Genomic DNA, 14194 nt, shown 5'->3' with positions numbered 1-14194 from the left:
GCCCCGGCAGCTCTCAGCGGCCCTCGGCGACGACGGGGGTCGCGCCGTCCCTGGCCAGGCACGGGCTCCCGCTCAGTGCCTGGACGGGGATCGCGTCGGCCAGTGCCCGGTAGCCGGCCGGGGACGGGTGCAGCCCGTCCCCGGAGTCGAACGCCGGGCGCAGCCGTCGCGGGTCGGCCGGGTCGGCCAGTGCGGCGGCGAAGTCGACGACGCCGTCGGCCCGGGTCGCTCCCCGGGTCCGCACCCAGTCGTTGACCTCGTCGCGCACGGCGGCACCCAGCGGCGTCCCGCGGACCGACAGCGTCGACGGCGGGATCGTCACCAGGAACACCCGGCGCCCGGACGCGCGGACGGTGTCGGCGAAGCGCGCGAGGCCGTCGACGATCTCCGACGCGCTCGCGCCGGCCTCGATGTCGTTCGTGCCGGCCTGCAGCAGGACGTCGCGGGTCGCGGGCTCGCCGCCCACGTCGGCGTCGAAGCGGGTCTGTGGTGAGTCGCCGCCGTCGTTCGGGTCGTCGTCGAGGAGCTGGTTACGCGACAGGCCCGCGTTGAGCACCGTCATCGTCCGGTCGCCGCCCGCACCGCGCAGACGGGCCGCGAGCGCGTCGGTCAGGCGGTCCTGCCCGTCCGGGGTGCTGCCGACGCCGTCGACGAGCGAGTCGCCGATGAGGACCACCGACGCGGCCGGACGTCCGGCGAGCACGTCGATCCCGGCCAGCACCGGCCAGGACTGCAGCGTCGTGTCGAACCCGGCGCCGGTCGGGCTCGTCGTCGCGTCGCCGTGCTTCGAGAGGTAGGCCGACTGCAGGGCCACCGGGTGCGAGCTGATCCGGGTCGGGACCTCGACCAGGAACAGGCTCACCGCCAGCGGCACCCCGGCGGTGACGGCGACGGGCACCGGGTCGGTGAGCACGTCCTGCCCGGCGAGGATCGTGACGCCCGCGAGCCCGGCCACCCGCAGCGGCACGACGTCGGTCGCGGACGGGCCGGAGCCGCCGCGGGCGACCGTCATCGCCGCGATCACCAGCGGACCGTCGCCGTAGCGGTTGGACAGCCGCAGCCGCACCTGCGTGCCGTCGGTTTGGGGGCGGGCCTGCATCCGCAGCGTGCGGCCGGCCAGCTGGTCACCCGGGACGGACTGCTCGGAGGCGTGCCAGCCGGTCACCCAGGACGCGCCGCACGACGTCGCGGCCGTCGCGATCGACTGCGCCCGCGCGCACCCTCCGGCCAGGGCGGCCATCGCGAGGGTCGCGAGCACGGCGAGGCCGCCCAGCACACGCGTCCGGCCTCCGGACGTCCCGATCACCGCGCCTCCCGATGGTCGGGGCTCGACGGTTCGGCCCCGCACGGGGGATGTCGATCTCGTTCGTGGTCACGTTACGTCGATCACCGGTGACTCTCGGCCGATCGGTCGCCCGGAAGGGACGAGCGGTCGGGCGGCACTGCCCGATCGACGGGCTGCGAACTGTCGGTGCCAGCCCATAGTGTCGGCGGTCACGAACTCCGAGCCCGGACGGCTCCGGATGCGGACGAGTACAGAGAGGTCGCGGGACGTGGGCACCTACGAGGAGATCTTCCGATCCAGCGTCGAGGACCGTGAGGGGTTCTGGCTGCGCGCCACCGAGTCGCTGGACTGGTACAAGGCCCCGACGCGCGCGCTGGACGAGTCGAACCCGCCGTTCTACCGCTGGTTCCCCGACGGGGAGCTCAACATCTCCCACAACGCGCTGGACCGTCACGTCGACGCCGGCCGTGGCGAGCAGGCGGCGCTGGTCTACGACTCCCCCGTCACCGGCACCAAGCGCACCTACACCTACGCACAGCTGCGCGACGAGGTCGCGACGTTCGCCGGCGTGCTGCGTGACCTGGGCGTCGGCTACGGCGACCGGGTCGTGCTCTACATGCCGATGGTCCCCGAGGCCGCGATCGCGATGCTGGCCTGCGCACGTCTGGGCGCGATCCACTCGGTCGTGTTCGGCGGGTTCGCGGCCAAGGAGCTCGCGGTCCGCATCGACGACGCCGCCCCGAAGGTCATGGTGTCGGCCTCCTGCGGCATCGAGGGCAAACGCGTCATCGAGTACAAGCCGCTGCTGGACAAGGCCATCGAGCTCTCGACGCACAAGCCCGAGCGCAACGTCGTGCTGCAGCGCCCGCAGGCGGAGGCGTCGATGGGCGAGAAGGACGTCGACTGGGCCGAGGCCGTGAGGACCGCGACCCCGGCCGACCCGGTGCCGGTCAGGAGCACCGACCCGCTCTACATCCTCTACACCTCGGGGACGACCGGGAAACCCAAGGGCGTCGTGCGCGACACCGGCGGCTACGCGACGGCCCTGAACTGGTCGATGCCCAACGTCTACGACGTCGGCCCGGGCGAGGCGATGTTCACCGCGTCCGACGTCGGCTGGGTCGTCGGGCACTCCTACATCGTCTACGCGCCGCTGCTGGCCGGGGCCACGACCGTGCTCTACGAGGGCAAGCCGGTCGGCACGCCGGACGCCGGGCAGTTCTGGCGGGTGATCGCCGAGAACGACGTCACGAGCATGTTCACCGCGCCGACGGCGTTCCGGGCGATCAAGAAGGAGGACCCGGACGGGACGTTCACGAAGGACTACGACCTGTCGAAGCTGAAGTACCTGTTCCTGGCCGGGGAGCGCCTGGACCCGGAGACCTACCGATGGGCCTCCGAGCTGCTGGGGATCCCCGTGATCGACCACTGGTGGCAGACCGAGACCGGCTGGCCGATCGCGGCCGACCCGGCCGGGATCGAGCTGCTCGAGATCAAGCCCGGTTCACCGACCCGCCCGATGCCGGGCTGGGACGTGCAGGTTCTCGACACCGACGGCAAGCCGGTCGAGGCCGGCACCGACGGCGCGATCGTGGTCAAGCTGCCGATGCCCCCGGGCTCGCTGCTGACCCTGTGGAACGACGACGAGCGCTTCGTCCAGTCCTACATGTCGGCGTTCTCCGGCTACTACCTCACCGGCGACGGCGGGCACCTCGACGGCGACGGCTACGTGTTCGTGATGGGCCGCACCGACGACGTGATCAACGTGGCCGGCCACCGCCTGTCCACCGGCGGGATGGAGGAGGTCCTGGCCGGGCACGCCGACGTCGCCGAGTGCGCGGTGATCGGGGTCGCCGACACCATGAAGGGCCAGATCCCGCGCGGGTTCGTCGTGCTCAAGTCCGGCGTGGACGCCGACGCCGACGGGTACGAGGAGAAGCTCCGCGGCGAGCTGGTGGAGATGGTCCGCGACCAGATCGGCGCGGTCGCCTCGCTCAAGGACGTCGCGGTCGTCCCGGCCCTGCCCAAGACACGGTCGGGCAAGATCCTGCGCAAGACGATGCGCGGGATCGCCGACGGTCACGACGAGCCGGTTCCGTCCACGATCGACGACGCCTCCGTCCTCGACACGCTGCGCCCGGTGCTCCGTCGCGAGTAGACGCTCTCTCGGTACCGCCGTTCGGTCGTAGTGATACGGCCGAACGGCCTAACTTGCGATCAAGATCAGCTTTTCGGGTAACGCGGCGACCGGACGTCTGCGATGTCGCAGTCGACGACCGCCGCCGCTCCCCACGGCTTTTCCGCGCGGCCGTCGCCGCGACGGAGGAGAGCCATGGACGGCACCCGCAGAGCACGTCTGATCGCCCTGAGCGCCACGCTGGCGTGCGGGCTGACCCTGTTCACGGCCGCCCTCCTGGCCACCGCCCAGCACGGCGGCGGATCCCCGAGCGGCGCCGACACGGTGGCCCGCACGCCGATGACGATCCTGACGAACAGGCCGGTGACCACCGCGTCCGTCGTCGTCCCGCGCACCACTCCGCCGCCCACCAACCCGGCGGCCGGCACCGGTGCCGTCCGGCCGCTCGTCCCGGCCGCGGCGACGACCGTCGAGCGCTCCTGACCGGCTCCGATCAGGCAAGCATTACCGCAGGTCAGGGCACACTCAGTCCGGCGCGGGGTATCGATCCGGTGCACCATGGCGGCATGAAGGTGAATGTGGATTTCGACCTCTGCGAGAGCAACGCCGTCTGTATGGGCGTCGCGCCCGAGGTGTTCGAGGTGCGTGACGACGACTACCTCTACATCCTCGACGAGAAGCCCGGCGAGGAGCTGCGCCCGAAGGTCGAGGAGGCCGCCCGCAGCTGCCCCAAGGCCGCCATCACGATCACCGAGGACTGACGCGTCCCGGCTACGACGCCGGGTGGGTTGCCGGGGCGGCGGGGATTCGTGAGGATCCCTCTCGCCCCGCACCCCCGCGATCGGAGTCGACGATGACCGACGTCTGGACCACGCCCCTGACACCGCTGGCGTTCCTGGGGCGCTCCGCGGACGTGTTCGGGGACAAGACGGCGATCGTCTACGGGGCCCGGCGGCACACCTACGCGGAGTTCGCCGCCGAGGCCACCCGCGTCGCGCGGGCCCTGCAGGCCTCGGGCGTGCAGGCCGGCGACCGCGTCGCCTACCTGCTGCCGAACGTGCCCGAGATGCTGATCGCGCACTTCGCGGTGCCCCTGGCCGGGGCGGTGCTGGTCGCGATCAACACGCGCCTGTCCACCGAGGAGGTCCGCTACATCCTCGACCACTCGGGCGCGAAGACCCTGGTCGTGGACGCGGTCCTCTACGAGACCGTGCGCCCGGTCGCCGACGACCTGAAGACGGTCACCGAGATCGTCACCGTCGTCGACGACGTCGCGCCCGGTGACGGCACCGGCTCCGGCGTGTCCTACGCCGATCTGCTCGCGCGCGGTTCCGACGAGCCGCTGCCCTGGACCGTCGACGACGAGCGCGGCACGCTCTCGATCAACTACACGTCCGGTACGACCGGCAACCCCAAGGGCGTCGAGTACCACCACCGCGGCGCGTACCTGAACTCGTTCGGCGAGATCGTGCACTCCACGCACACCCCGGACTCGGTGTACCTGTGGACGCTGCCGATGTTCCACTGCAACGGCTGGTGCACCCCCTGGGCCGTGACGGCGATCGGCGGCACCCACGTCTGCCTGCGGGAAGTGCGCGGCGACGTCATCTGGGGCCTGATCTCCGAGCACGGCGTCACCCACCTCAACGGCGCCCCGACCGTCGTCACGACGATCATGAACGCGCCCGAGGCGGTCACCCTGGACTACCAGCTGGTGATCACCACCGCGGGCGCCCCGCCGAGCCCGACCACGATCCTGCAGATGGAGCGGATGGGCTTCCGGATCGTGCACGTCTACGGCCTCACCGAGACCTACGGGCCGTACTCGGTGAACCAGTACCAGCACGCCTGGGACGACCTCGACGCCGAGGAGCGCGCCGCGCTGCAGGCCCGCCAGGGCGTCGGGATGATCTGCGCCGACCGCGTCCGCGTCGTCGACGAGCAGATGAACGACGTCCCCGCCGACGGCGCGTCGATGGGCGAGATCGTGATGCGCGGCAACAACGTCATGAAGGGCTACTACCTCGACCCGGAGAAGACCGACGAGGCGTTCGCCGGCGGCTGGTTCCACTCCGGCGACCTCGGCGTCGTGCACCCCGACGGCTACGTCGAGCTGCGCGACCGGGCCAAGGACGTCGTCATCTCCGGCGGGGAGAACATCTCGACCGTCGAGGTGGAGCAGGCCGTCGTGTCCCACGAGTCGGTGCTCGAGGCCGCCGTCGTCGGGGTGCCGGACGAGAAGTGGGGTGAGGTCCCGAAGGCCTTCGTCGTGCTCAAGCAGGGCGCCTCGGCGGAGCCGCAGAACCTGATCGACCACGTGAAGACGAAGATCGCCCGCTACAAGGCGCCGAAGTCGGTCGAGATCGTCGACGAGCTGCCCAAGACCTCCACCGGCAAGGTGCAGAAGTTCGAGCTCCGCGAGAAGGAGTGGTCCGGGCACGGCGAGTCCCGCATCCGGGGCTGAGTCCCCGGGACGGTCCGAAGGGACCCCTCGGGTCGTCATGGTGAGCGAGGGGACCCCGCGGGACGTCCACCGCGGCCGCGCGCGCGGGCGCCGGGCCGCGCGCTCCTGTCGCCGGGGGAACCTTCGGGGCGCCCCGGTGAGCGAGGGGACCCTCCGAGACCTCCGGACAGCGCCCGGGCGGTGTGGGTTCTGTCGCGGGACGGGCCCGGGATCCGGACGAATCGGTTAGCGTTGCTCATCGTGAGCATCGCAACCGAATCCGACACCACCGCCGGACCGACCGCGTTCCGGGTGGCGGCGGGCGCCGTCGCGGTGACGACGGTGTCGGTGCTGCCGGTGTTCCTGACCGGTGCGCTGTCGGTCCAGCTCACCTCCGAGCTGGGGTTCGACCCGTCCGGCCTGGGACTGGTGGTGGCGCTCTACTTCGGCGTCAGCGCGTTCTTCTCGCTGCCGGTCGGCATGATCGTCGAGCGGACCGGCTCGCGGGTGACGAGCCGGATCGCCGTCGTCGGCGCGGCCGTGCTGATGGCCGCGCTCGCGGTCGGGGCGCGCAGCTTCACCTCGCTGGTGGTGCTGCTGCTGTGCGGGGCCTGGTGCAACGTGATGGGGCAGCTGTCGTCGAACCTGACGCTGGCGCGGACGGTGCCCGACCACCGGCTGGGACTGTCGTTCGGCGTCAAGCAGGCGGCCATCCCGACCGCGACGCTGCTCGCCGGCGCCGCCGTCCCGGGCATCGCGCTGACGATCGGGTGGCGCTGGGCCTACGTGATCGGCGCCGTGCTGGCCCTGTGCGCGTGGAGCCTGACGCCCAGGGCGAACACCGAGCCGCCACCGTCGAAGCCGGTCAAGGGTCAGCGGGCGACGGCCGCGCTCGGCGTGATCGGCGCCGCCTCCGGGCTGGCCGCCGGCACCGCGACGGCGCTGGGCATCTTTCTCGTCGCCTCGGCCGTGGACCGCGGCGTCGACCCGGGTCTGGCCGGGCTGGTGCTGACCATGGGCAGCGTCGTGGGTCTGAGCATGCGGATGCTGCACGGCTGGCTGGCGGACCGCCGAGAGGAGGCTCGCCGGAACGAGAATGGGCGCCGCGAGGGGCAGCACATCGCGTTCGTGTCCGGGAGTCTGGCCTTGGGTGCGGCCGGGTTCGGGCTGCTCGCCGTGCCGGGCGCGCCCGCGCTGATCATCGGCACGATCCTGGCGTTCGGGCTGGGCTGGGCCTGGCCGGGGCTGCTGCAGTTCGCGGTGGTGCGGCTCAACCCGTCGGCCCCGGCGGCGGCGACGTCGATCGTGCAGGTCGGGGTGTACGCGGGCGGGTTCGCCGGTCCGATCGTGTTCGGGACCCTGGCCGCGCACGCCTCGTTCCCGACGGCGTGGACGGTCTCGGCGGTGGTCATGCTCGTCTCCGCCGCGCTGATGCTGCTCGGACGACGGATGCTTCTCGCACACGCCGCTCGCACGCGCTGACTCCCTCCACCGAGGACAACCCCGTCGAAAACCGTCGGGGGTCTCGGGCACAGTGGTCACCGCTCCGACGAGGGCGGCGAACACGAGGGGGAACCACGATGGCGGACGCGATCCGCGCCACCGGTCTGGTCAAGCACTACGGGTCGGTGAAGGCGCTCGACGGCGTCGACCTGTCCGTCCGCGAGGGCACCGTGCTGGGCCTGCTCGGCCCGAACGGCGCAGGCAAGACGACGGCGGTACGCGTGCTGACCACGCTGCTGAAACCCGACGCCGGGGAGGCCGAGGTCGCCGGCGTGGACGTCATCGCGAACCCGCGCGGGGTCCGCAGCCGGATCGGGCTCTCGGGCCAGTACGCGGCCGTCGACGAGTACCTCACCGGCTACGAGAACCTCGAGATGATCGGCCGGCTCTACCGGCTCGGTCGCAGGAAGAGCCGTGAGCGGGCCCGTGAGCTGCTCGTGCAGTTCGACCTCGCCGACGCCGGCGACCGCCCGACCCGCACCTACTCCGGCGGCATGCGCCGCCGCCTCGACCTGGCGGGGGCGCTGGTCGCCGACCCGCCGGTGCTGCTGCTCGACGAGCCGACCACCGGTCTGGACCCGCGCAGCCGCACCGACCTGTGGGACGTGATCCGCGGGCTCGTCTCCCGCGGGACGACGGTGCTGCTCACCACGCAGTACCTGGAGGAGGCCGACGCACTGGCCGACGAGATCGTGGTCATCGACCACGGCAAGGTGATCGCGACCGGCACGGCCGACCAGCTCAAGGCCCAGGTCGGCGGCGAGCGGCTGGAGATCACGGTCTCGGACCCGGACGCCCTGGCGCCGGTCGCCGAGCTGATGAGCCCGCTCGGGGTCGGCGCACCGGTCCTCGACGAGCACCGCCGGTCGATGACGATGCCGGTCTCCGGCGGGGTCGACGTGCTGCGCGACGCCCTGGACCGCCTCCGCGACGGCGGGGTCAAGGTCGACGACGCGGGCCTGCGCCGCCCGACGCTCGACGACGTGTTCCTCACCCTCACCGGACGCCCCACCGGCGAGTCCGGCTCCGACACGAACGCGCCGGCGACGGCGGAGGTGCGGTCATGAGCGTCCTGAACACGGCCTCCGACGCGGCGGTCGTCGCCAAGCGGAACCTGATCAAGATCAAGCGGGTGCCGGACCTGCTGGTCTTCACAACGCTCTCGCCGATCATGTTCGTGCTGCTGTTCGCGTTCGTGTTCGGCGGCGCGATCGACCCCAGCGGCGGTGGCGCGGGCTACCGGGAGTTCCTGATCGCCGGGATCTTCGCCCAGACCGTCGTGTTCGGGGCGACGAACACCGGCGCCGGGCTCGCCGAGGACGTCAAGAAGGGCATCATCGACCGCTTCCGGTCGCTGCCCATGTCGCCGTCGGCCGTGCTGACCGGCCGGACCCTGTCCGACGTCGTCAACAACGTGATCGTGCTGGTCGTGATGTCGGTGACCGGGCTGCTCGTCGGATGGCGGATCAACACCTCGCCGCTCGAGGCCCTGTGGGGCTTCGTCCTGCTGCTGGTGTTCGCCTACGCGATCTCCTGGATCATGGCGTGGGTCGGGCTGCTCATCCCCAGCCCCGAGGTCATCAACAACGCCTCGTTCATCATCATCTTCCCGCTGACGTTCGTGGCCAACACGTTCGTCCCGCTCGGGACGCTGCCCGGCCCGCTAAAGGTCTTCGCGGAGTGGAACCCCGTCTCGGCGGTCACCCAGGCCGCCCGGGAGCTGTTCGGCAACCCCGACCCGAACCCGAACGCGATCCCGTCCGAGGCCTGGTCGCTGCAGCACCCGCAGCTCTACACGCTGATCTGGGCGGCCGCGGTGATCGCGGTGTTCGCCCCGCTCGCAACCGCGCAGTACCGCCGCGCGGCCAGCCGCTGAGCCCTGCAACGCCGAAGACCCCTCCCCTGGCGTCCCTGGGGAGGGGTCTCGTGGCCACCGGGCCGCGATTCGTGCGTGACCACCGTGCGCGGCCCGGTGAGAATGAGGGCCGTTGCCGGCCGACTTCTCGACTCAAGCGCGGCTGGTCTCAGTAGCCCATCGAATTGCAGGAGACGTTGGCCGAGGCGTATTCGCTGTCATCGAGGGACTTGGCAGTCTTGGAAGCCATGACCTGCCCCGTCGCGGTGTCGGTGATCGTGCAGGTGATCGAGCCGGGACCGTTGCTGGTGGCAGTCACGCTGGCGTAGGCATAGTCGCCGTTGGTCTCCACCGTCTTACGCCAGGGCAGTGACTGGTAGTCCGAAGCGGAGCTTGTTGCGCTGTCGGTGCCATAAGCGACCATCATCTTCTTCGCATCGCCGGTGACCTCAAGCTGATAGGTGCGCTTGCCGGCGGAGGCCGGGGTGGTGACGTCGGCCGGCACCGCGACTCCGTCGCCCGTGGTGACAGGTGCCGAAGCCGAAGGGATGTTGTTCAGGTCCGTGGCGAGCTGGTTGAGGCCGGTGAACACGATGACCATGCCCCAGATCCCCAGTGCGATCGCGATGAGCGACAGGATCGTGCCGGAGACGGCGGTCTTCAGGTTGGTGGCGACACGCTTGCGTGCCCGGGAGAAGCCGACCAGGCCGAGGATGGCGCCGATCGCGCCGAGTGCGAAGGCCACGAACCCGGTGAACGGAACCAGGCCGAACAGCATCCCGACGATGCCGAGACAGAGCGCGGCGATGCCGAGACCGTTCTTCGGAGCGGTCAGCGCGACGGCCGCGGCCGGGTGTGCCGGCAGACCGGCGGGCTGGCCGTAGTTCGCCTGCACCGGGATCTCACGGGCGTCGCGGGCGTAGGCCGGAGCCTGCTGCGCCGCGGCGGTTGCGGTCTGCTGAGGGGCGGCGGCGTAGCCGGGGGCCTGCGGGTACCCGGACCGGTCGTCACCGATCGGGGCGCCGTACTGACCGGGCACCTGCTGCGGACCGGTGTTCCCCGGGACGCGCTGCTGCGGGCCGGCGTGGCCGGGGATCCGCGGCGGGCCGCTCTGGCCGGCGGGCCGCGGGTAACCGGCGGACGGCTGCCCCGGACCCTGCGGGCCGAAGGCGTGCGGGCCGGACGGCTGCCCGTAGGCCTGCGGCTGTCCGTAGCCCTGCTGCGGGGCCTGTCCGTGCCGGCCGTAGGTCTGCCGGCCGTACTGCTGCTCGCCGTACTGCGGCCGGCCGTACTGCTGCGGGTACCCGGCGCGGTCGTGGACCGGCTGCTCGGGTGCGGCGTGACGGTAGTCCTGCGACTGAGGAGGGGTGGTGTTCTGCGGCTGCCCGTAGGGCGTCTCTGGCGTGGTCACGTGCGGAATGTCGTTCGCCGGGCGCCGCCGTTATCGCCGCACCGATCCGTCTCATCAGCTTTGGGTACGCCTGAATGCCACGTTCACTCGGCCGAATGAACCAGCTTCACGTACAGCGAGCAGACCCTCTGTTGGTCACTCCGACCGGACCAGTGTGCGCAGCGCGGCCGCCGCGGCCGCAGGGTGGGCGACCGGGCCGTCGTGCCCGCCCGGCAGCTCGACCAGATCCCGGCCCAGCCCGCGGGCCAGTGCCTCGGCACAGCGGTACTCCCAGCGTCCGCGCGACTGCACTCCTCCGGTCGGCACCACGGGCACTGCCGATGCCGCGATCCGATCGACCCCGATGTCCGACGTGCGCACGGCGGGGAAGTCGTGATCGAAGAAACGGCGCAGCCCCGCCTCCGGATCACCTGCGGGCGGCGCGGGGCGGTACCCCGGCTCGGCGGTGTCGCCGGCCCCGGTGAACTCCGCCATGTGCCGGATCGCCGCCCACACGTCATCACGGGCGAGCTCGGCGGCGCGGTCCAGTGCGGCCGCCGCGTCGTCGTCGCGCACCAGCGCCGTCATCGGCGGCTCGTGCGCGACCAGGACGGACACCACGTCCGGATGCCGACAGACCAGGTGCAGCCCGAGCAGTGCGCCGATGCTCACCCCGACCACCGCGGCGAGCCCGTCCGCCGTCGCACCGAGCACGGCGGCCGCGTCGTCGGCATGGCGGTCCATCGTCACCACCCCGTCCCCGGCGCCACTGCGGGCGATGCCACGCCGGTCGTAGGTGATCACGCGGTGGGTGCGGGCGAGCTCGGTGGCCAGCTGCGCCGAGGCGCCCGCGTCCCCCATCCCTCCCTGCACGATCAGCAACGGCGGACCCTCACCGACCGTCTCGACGTACAGCTCGGCCCCGTCGACATCCACCGTCGCCATGTCCCCCCGCAGCCTCCTCGTCCCGCCGGCCCGTCACCTCGACCGTAGGGCCCCGGCACCCGGTCGGCGGTGCGACGATGGACCGATGGACATCGACTTCTCCGACCGGCGGTGCGACCGGTGAGCGAGCTCGCCCCCGCCGTACGCCGCGTCCTGGACTGGCCCGTCGACCACGTCGCCGCCGTCGTCGTCGGGAGGGACGGTTCGGTCCTGGCCGAGGCCGGAGACCTCGACCGCGAGTTCGGCCTGGCCTCGGTGACGAAGCTGCTCTCCGCCTACGCCGTGCTGGTCGCGGTGGAGGAGGGCGCGCTCGAGTGGGGCCACCCGGCCGGCCCTCCCGGCTCCACGGTGCGTCACCTCGCCGCCCACGTCTCCGGTCTGGCGTTCGACTCCGACGCCGTCCAGGCCGACCCCGGCACCCGGCGGATCTACTCCAACACCGGGTTCGCCGTCCTCGGCGACGCCGTGGCGCAGGCGACCGGGATCCCGTTCGCCGACTACCTGCACGAGGCCGTGTGCGAACCGCTCGGCCTGACCGGCACCCGCCTGGAGGGCTCCCCCGGCGCCGGTGCGGTGTCGACGGCCGCCGATCTCGCGCGCTTCGCCGCCGAACTGCAGGCACCGACGCTGCTCGCCCCGGACACCGTCGCCGAGGCCACCTCGGTGGCGTTCCCCGGCATGGACGGGATCCTCCCCGGCTACGGCCGGCAGAAGCCGAACGACTGGGGCCTGGGCTTCGAGATCCGCGACGGCAAGGACCCGCACTGGACCGGGCGGAACAGCTCGCCGCGGACGTTCGGGCACTTCGGGCAGTCGGGGACGTTCCTGTGGGTGGACCCGGACGCCGGCGCGGCCGCCGTCGTCCTCACCGACCGCGCGTTCGGGCCGTGGGCGATCGAGGCCTGGACGCCGTGGACGGACGGGGTCCTCGAGGCCCTGTAGCCGCCCGGCCGGTTCACCGGCGGCACCGGTGACCGCGGGGTAGCGTCCGAACCCCGACGGCCCTGTGCCCGCCGACGGAGCATGTTCATCCTGGCGCCACGCGCCGATCGAACGGAGCCCGTCGATGCCGCCCTCGCTGCCCTCCGAACCCGGTGACGCACCGGTCGCCCTGGTCACCGGCGCCTCAACGGGTATCGGCAGGGCGATCGCCCTGCGGCTCGCCGCGGAGGGGTTCACCGTGTTCGGTACCAGCCGCGTCGACCGGGACGACGCCGACGGCGTCACGATGCTGCGCCTGGACGTGACCGACCCCGGCTCCGTGGACGCCTGCGTCGGATCGGTGCTGGCCCGGGCCGGGCGGATCGACGTCGTGGTCAACAACGCCGGGGTGCTGCACGAGGGCGTCGCCGAGGAGACCACCACCGCCCAGGCCGAGGCCGTGTTCGCGACGAACCTGTTCGGCGTCACCCGCGTCAGCAACGCGGTGCTGCCCGGGATGCGCGCCCGGCGGCACGGCCGGATCGTCAACATCGGGTCGCTGGCCGCCTGGGTCGGCGAGCCGGGATCGGGCTTCTACGCCGCGTCCAAGGCCGCTCTGGCCCGCTACACCGAGGCGCTGCACCACGAGGTCGCCGATCTCGGGGTCGACGTCAGCCTGATCGAGTGCGGGACGTTCACCTCCGAGATCGGGCCGTCCGCGTCCGCCTCGAGCGGCGTGATCGCCGACTACGACCACACCCGCGAGGCCGCCCACCGCACGTTGCACGAACGCCTGGACGGCGGCGCGGACCCGGCGGGGATCGCCGCGGTCGTCCTCGACATCGTCCGCAGCCCCGCTCCGCGCCTGAGCTACGGCGCGAGTCCCGAGGCGCGCCGGGTCCCCGCCATGACCGTGATGCTCCCCGAGCGGTTCGCCACCGGGCGTCTGCGCCGCAGTTTCGGGCTGCGTCGGCTACGTCGGCGCACTGCCTGACGACCCGCCGCAGCGGTGGCGACGGTCATACCCGGGGCGCGGGAATGATCCGCAGGGGTCACCCGTTGAGGAGAGAGTCCGAACCGGGCGATGCCGTGTCCCCGGGCCGCAATAACAAGAGCCGCCGCGGAATACCGTTCGGCTGGAACCGCGGTGTGCCACTCGCCGCGAGGCGACCGGCGCCCGGTTCGGACACCTTCACCCACCACCTCACCGGCAAATCCGTTGCGCCCCGCGTGCGAGCCCGATCACCATGGTCGTGGTCCGTTCCGGTGCCGGCGCGGCCCACCAGGCAGACTGAACCCACGATGTCCCCCACTTCGGCCTCGACCGGCGACCGCAGCGACAACGGCGGCCCTACCGGACCCTCCGACACCCACCCGTCCGAGCAGTCCCCGTCCGTGAGCACCGACGCGAGCGCGCAGGGCCCCTCCGACGGGCGACGCACCGACGGACGACGGTCCCGCCGACCCGACCGCCGCCCCGGCGCCCGGTCCACCGATTCCCGGTCCCCTGACTCCCGGTCCACTGACACCCGGTCCCCTGATTCCCGGTCCACCGACACCGACCATCACGCCGCTGCGCAGGCCGCCCCCGAGCCGGGAGGCGCCGCGAGCGGCCGCCCGGCCCGCGGGCGCCGGCCGCGCCGACGCGGGCCGCGGGGCCGGAGCGCGTCCGTCAACGCGCCCGGCCCCGCCCCAACCTCACCGGGAGCCGTGGA

12 protein-coding genes are annotated in these 14194 nt (G+C 72.3%); 9 read left to right on the top strand and 3 right to left on the bottom strand.

Annotated features, from left to right (window positions below; translation table 11 throughout):
• Window positions 1-13: 13 nt before the first annotated feature.
• Window positions 14-1306 (bottom strand): GDSL-type esterase/lipase family protein, encoded by a 1293-nt coding sequence (locus tag EV383_RS02615; RefSeq protein ID WP_130288428.1) that lies wholly within the window; start codon window positions 1304-1306, stop codon window positions 14-16.
• 217 nt (window positions 1307-1523) lie between these two features.
• On the opposite strand from EV383_RS02615, the gene EV383_RS02610 reads away from it, so the two are divergent.
• The 7 genes from EV383_RS02610 (at window position 1524) to EV383_RS02580 (ending at window position 9244) form a co-directional block, all read left to right on the top strand.
• On the top strand, window positions 1524-3443 hold the full coding sequence (locus tag EV383_RS02610) for a propionyl-CoA synthetase (protein ID WP_130288427.1): 1920 nt from the start codon (window positions 1524-1526) through the stop codon (window positions 3441-3443).
• A gap of 174 nt (window positions 3444-3617) precedes the next feature.
• Window positions 3618-3905, top strand: a complete 288-nt coding sequence (locus tag EV383_RS02605; protein ID WP_130288426.1) for a hypothetical protein — start codon at window positions 3618-3620, stop codon at window positions 3903-3905.
• Window positions 3906-3988: 83 nt separating this feature from the next.
• Complete coding sequence (locus tag EV383_RS02600) at window positions 3989-4183, top strand: ferredoxin (RefSeq protein WP_130288425.1); 195 nt, start codon at window positions 3989-3991, stop codon at window positions 4181-4183.
• A gap of 92 nt (window positions 4184-4275) precedes the next feature.
• A complete protein-coding gene (locus tag EV383_RS02595) occupies window positions 4276-5886 on the top strand; it encodes an acyl--CoA ligase family protein (RefSeq protein ID WP_130288424.1) in 1611 nt (536 codons plus the stop codon).
• A gap of 240 nt (window positions 5887-6126) precedes the next feature.
• Window positions 6127-7347, top strand: coding sequence for an MFS transporter (locus tag EV383_RS02590; RefSeq protein ID WP_242622855.1), 1221 nt, complete (start codon window positions 6127-6129; stop codon window positions 7345-7347).
• Window positions 7348-7445: 98 nt separating this feature from the next.
• Window positions 7446-8435 (top strand): ATP-binding cassette domain-containing protein, encoded by a 990-nt coding sequence (locus EV383_RS02585; RefSeq protein ID WP_130288422.1) that lies wholly within the window; start codon window positions 7446-7448, stop codon window positions 8433-8435.
• Window positions 8432-9244: an ABC transporter permease gene (locus tag EV383_RS02580; protein ID WP_130288421.1), complete on the top strand. Its 813-nt coding sequence runs from the start codon at window positions 8432-8434 to the stop codon at window positions 9242-9244. The genes EV383_RS02585 and EV383_RS02580 overlap by 4 nt, the downstream gene beginning before the upstream one ends.
• A gap of 148 nt (window positions 9245-9392) precedes the next feature.
• Here the strand turns inward: EV383_RS02580 and EV383_RS31555 are convergent, their stop codons facing one another.
• Both EV383_RS31555 and EV383_RS02570 read right to left on the bottom strand, forming a co-directional pair.
• A complete protein-coding gene (locus tag EV383_RS31555) occupies window positions 9393-10634 on the bottom strand; it encodes a DUF4190 domain-containing protein (RefSeq protein WP_207223411.1) in 1242 nt (413 codons plus the stop codon).
• Window positions 10635-10769: 135 nt separating this feature from the next.
• Window positions 10770-11558 carry an alpha/beta fold hydrolase gene (locus EV383_RS02570; RefSeq protein ID WP_130288420.1) on the bottom strand — a complete coding sequence of 263 codons (789 nt, stop codon included), beginning with the start codon at window positions 11556-11558 and terminating at the stop codon, window positions 10770-10772.
• 120 nt (window positions 11559-11678) lie between these two features.
• Here EV383_RS02570 and EV383_RS02565 point away from each other — a divergent pair, with 120 nt between their 5' ends.
• Both EV383_RS02565 and EV383_RS02560 read left to right on the top strand, forming a co-directional pair.
• Window positions 11679-12500, top strand: coding sequence for a serine hydrolase domain-containing protein (locus EV383_RS02565; protein ID WP_130288419.1), 822 nt, complete (start codon window positions 11679-11681; stop codon window positions 12498-12500).
• Between the two features lie 124 nt (window positions 12501-12624).
• Window positions 12625-13473, top strand: coding sequence for an SDR family NAD(P)-dependent oxidoreductase (locus EV383_RS02560; RefSeq protein ID WP_130288418.1), 849 nt, complete (start codon window positions 12625-12627; stop codon window positions 13471-13473).
• Window positions 13474-14194 lie beyond the last annotated feature (721 nt).

It is taken from the genome of Pseudonocardia sediminis, assembly GCF_004217185.1.
GTDB lineage: Bacteria > Actinomycetota > Actinomycetes > Mycobacteriales > Pseudonocardiaceae > Pseudonocardia > Pseudonocardia sediminis.
This window is presented reverse-complemented; position numbering and strand designations above follow the sequence as displayed.

Excerpts from the sequence above, each read along its gene's own strand:
- EV383_RS02610 (WP_130288427.1), top strand. The coding sequence starts at position 1,524 with ATGCGGACGAGTACAGAGAGGTCGCGGGACGTGGGCACCTACGAGGAG.
- EV383_RS02605 (WP_130288426.1), top strand. The coding sequence starts at position 3,618 with ATGGACGGCACCCGCAGAGCACGTCTGATCGCCCTGAGCGCCACGCTG.
- EV383_RS02600 (WP_130288425.1), top strand. The coding sequence starts at position 3,989 with ATGAAGGTGAATGTGGATTTCGACCTCTGCGAGAGCAACGCCGTCTGT.
- EV383_RS02595 (WP_130288424.1), top strand. The coding sequence starts at position 4,276 with ATGACCGACGTCTGGACCACGCCCCTGACACCGCTGGCGTTCCTGGGG.
- EV383_RS02585 (WP_130288422.1), top strand. The coding sequence starts at position 7,446 with ATGGCGGACGCGATCCGCGCCACCGGTCTGGTCAAGCACTACGGGTCG.
- EV383_RS02580 (WP_130288421.1), top strand. The coding sequence starts at position 8,432 with ATGAGCGTCCTGAACACGGCCTCCGACGCGGCGGTCGTCGCCAAGCGG.
- EV383_RS02570 (WP_130288420.1), bottom strand. The coding sequence starts at position 11,558 with ATGGCGACGGTGGATGTCGACGGGGCCGAGCTGTACGTCGAGACGGTC.
- EV383_RS02560 (WP_130288418.1), top strand. The coding sequence starts at position 12,625 with ATGCCGCCCTCGCTGCCCTCCGAACCCGGTGACGCACCGGTCGCCCTG.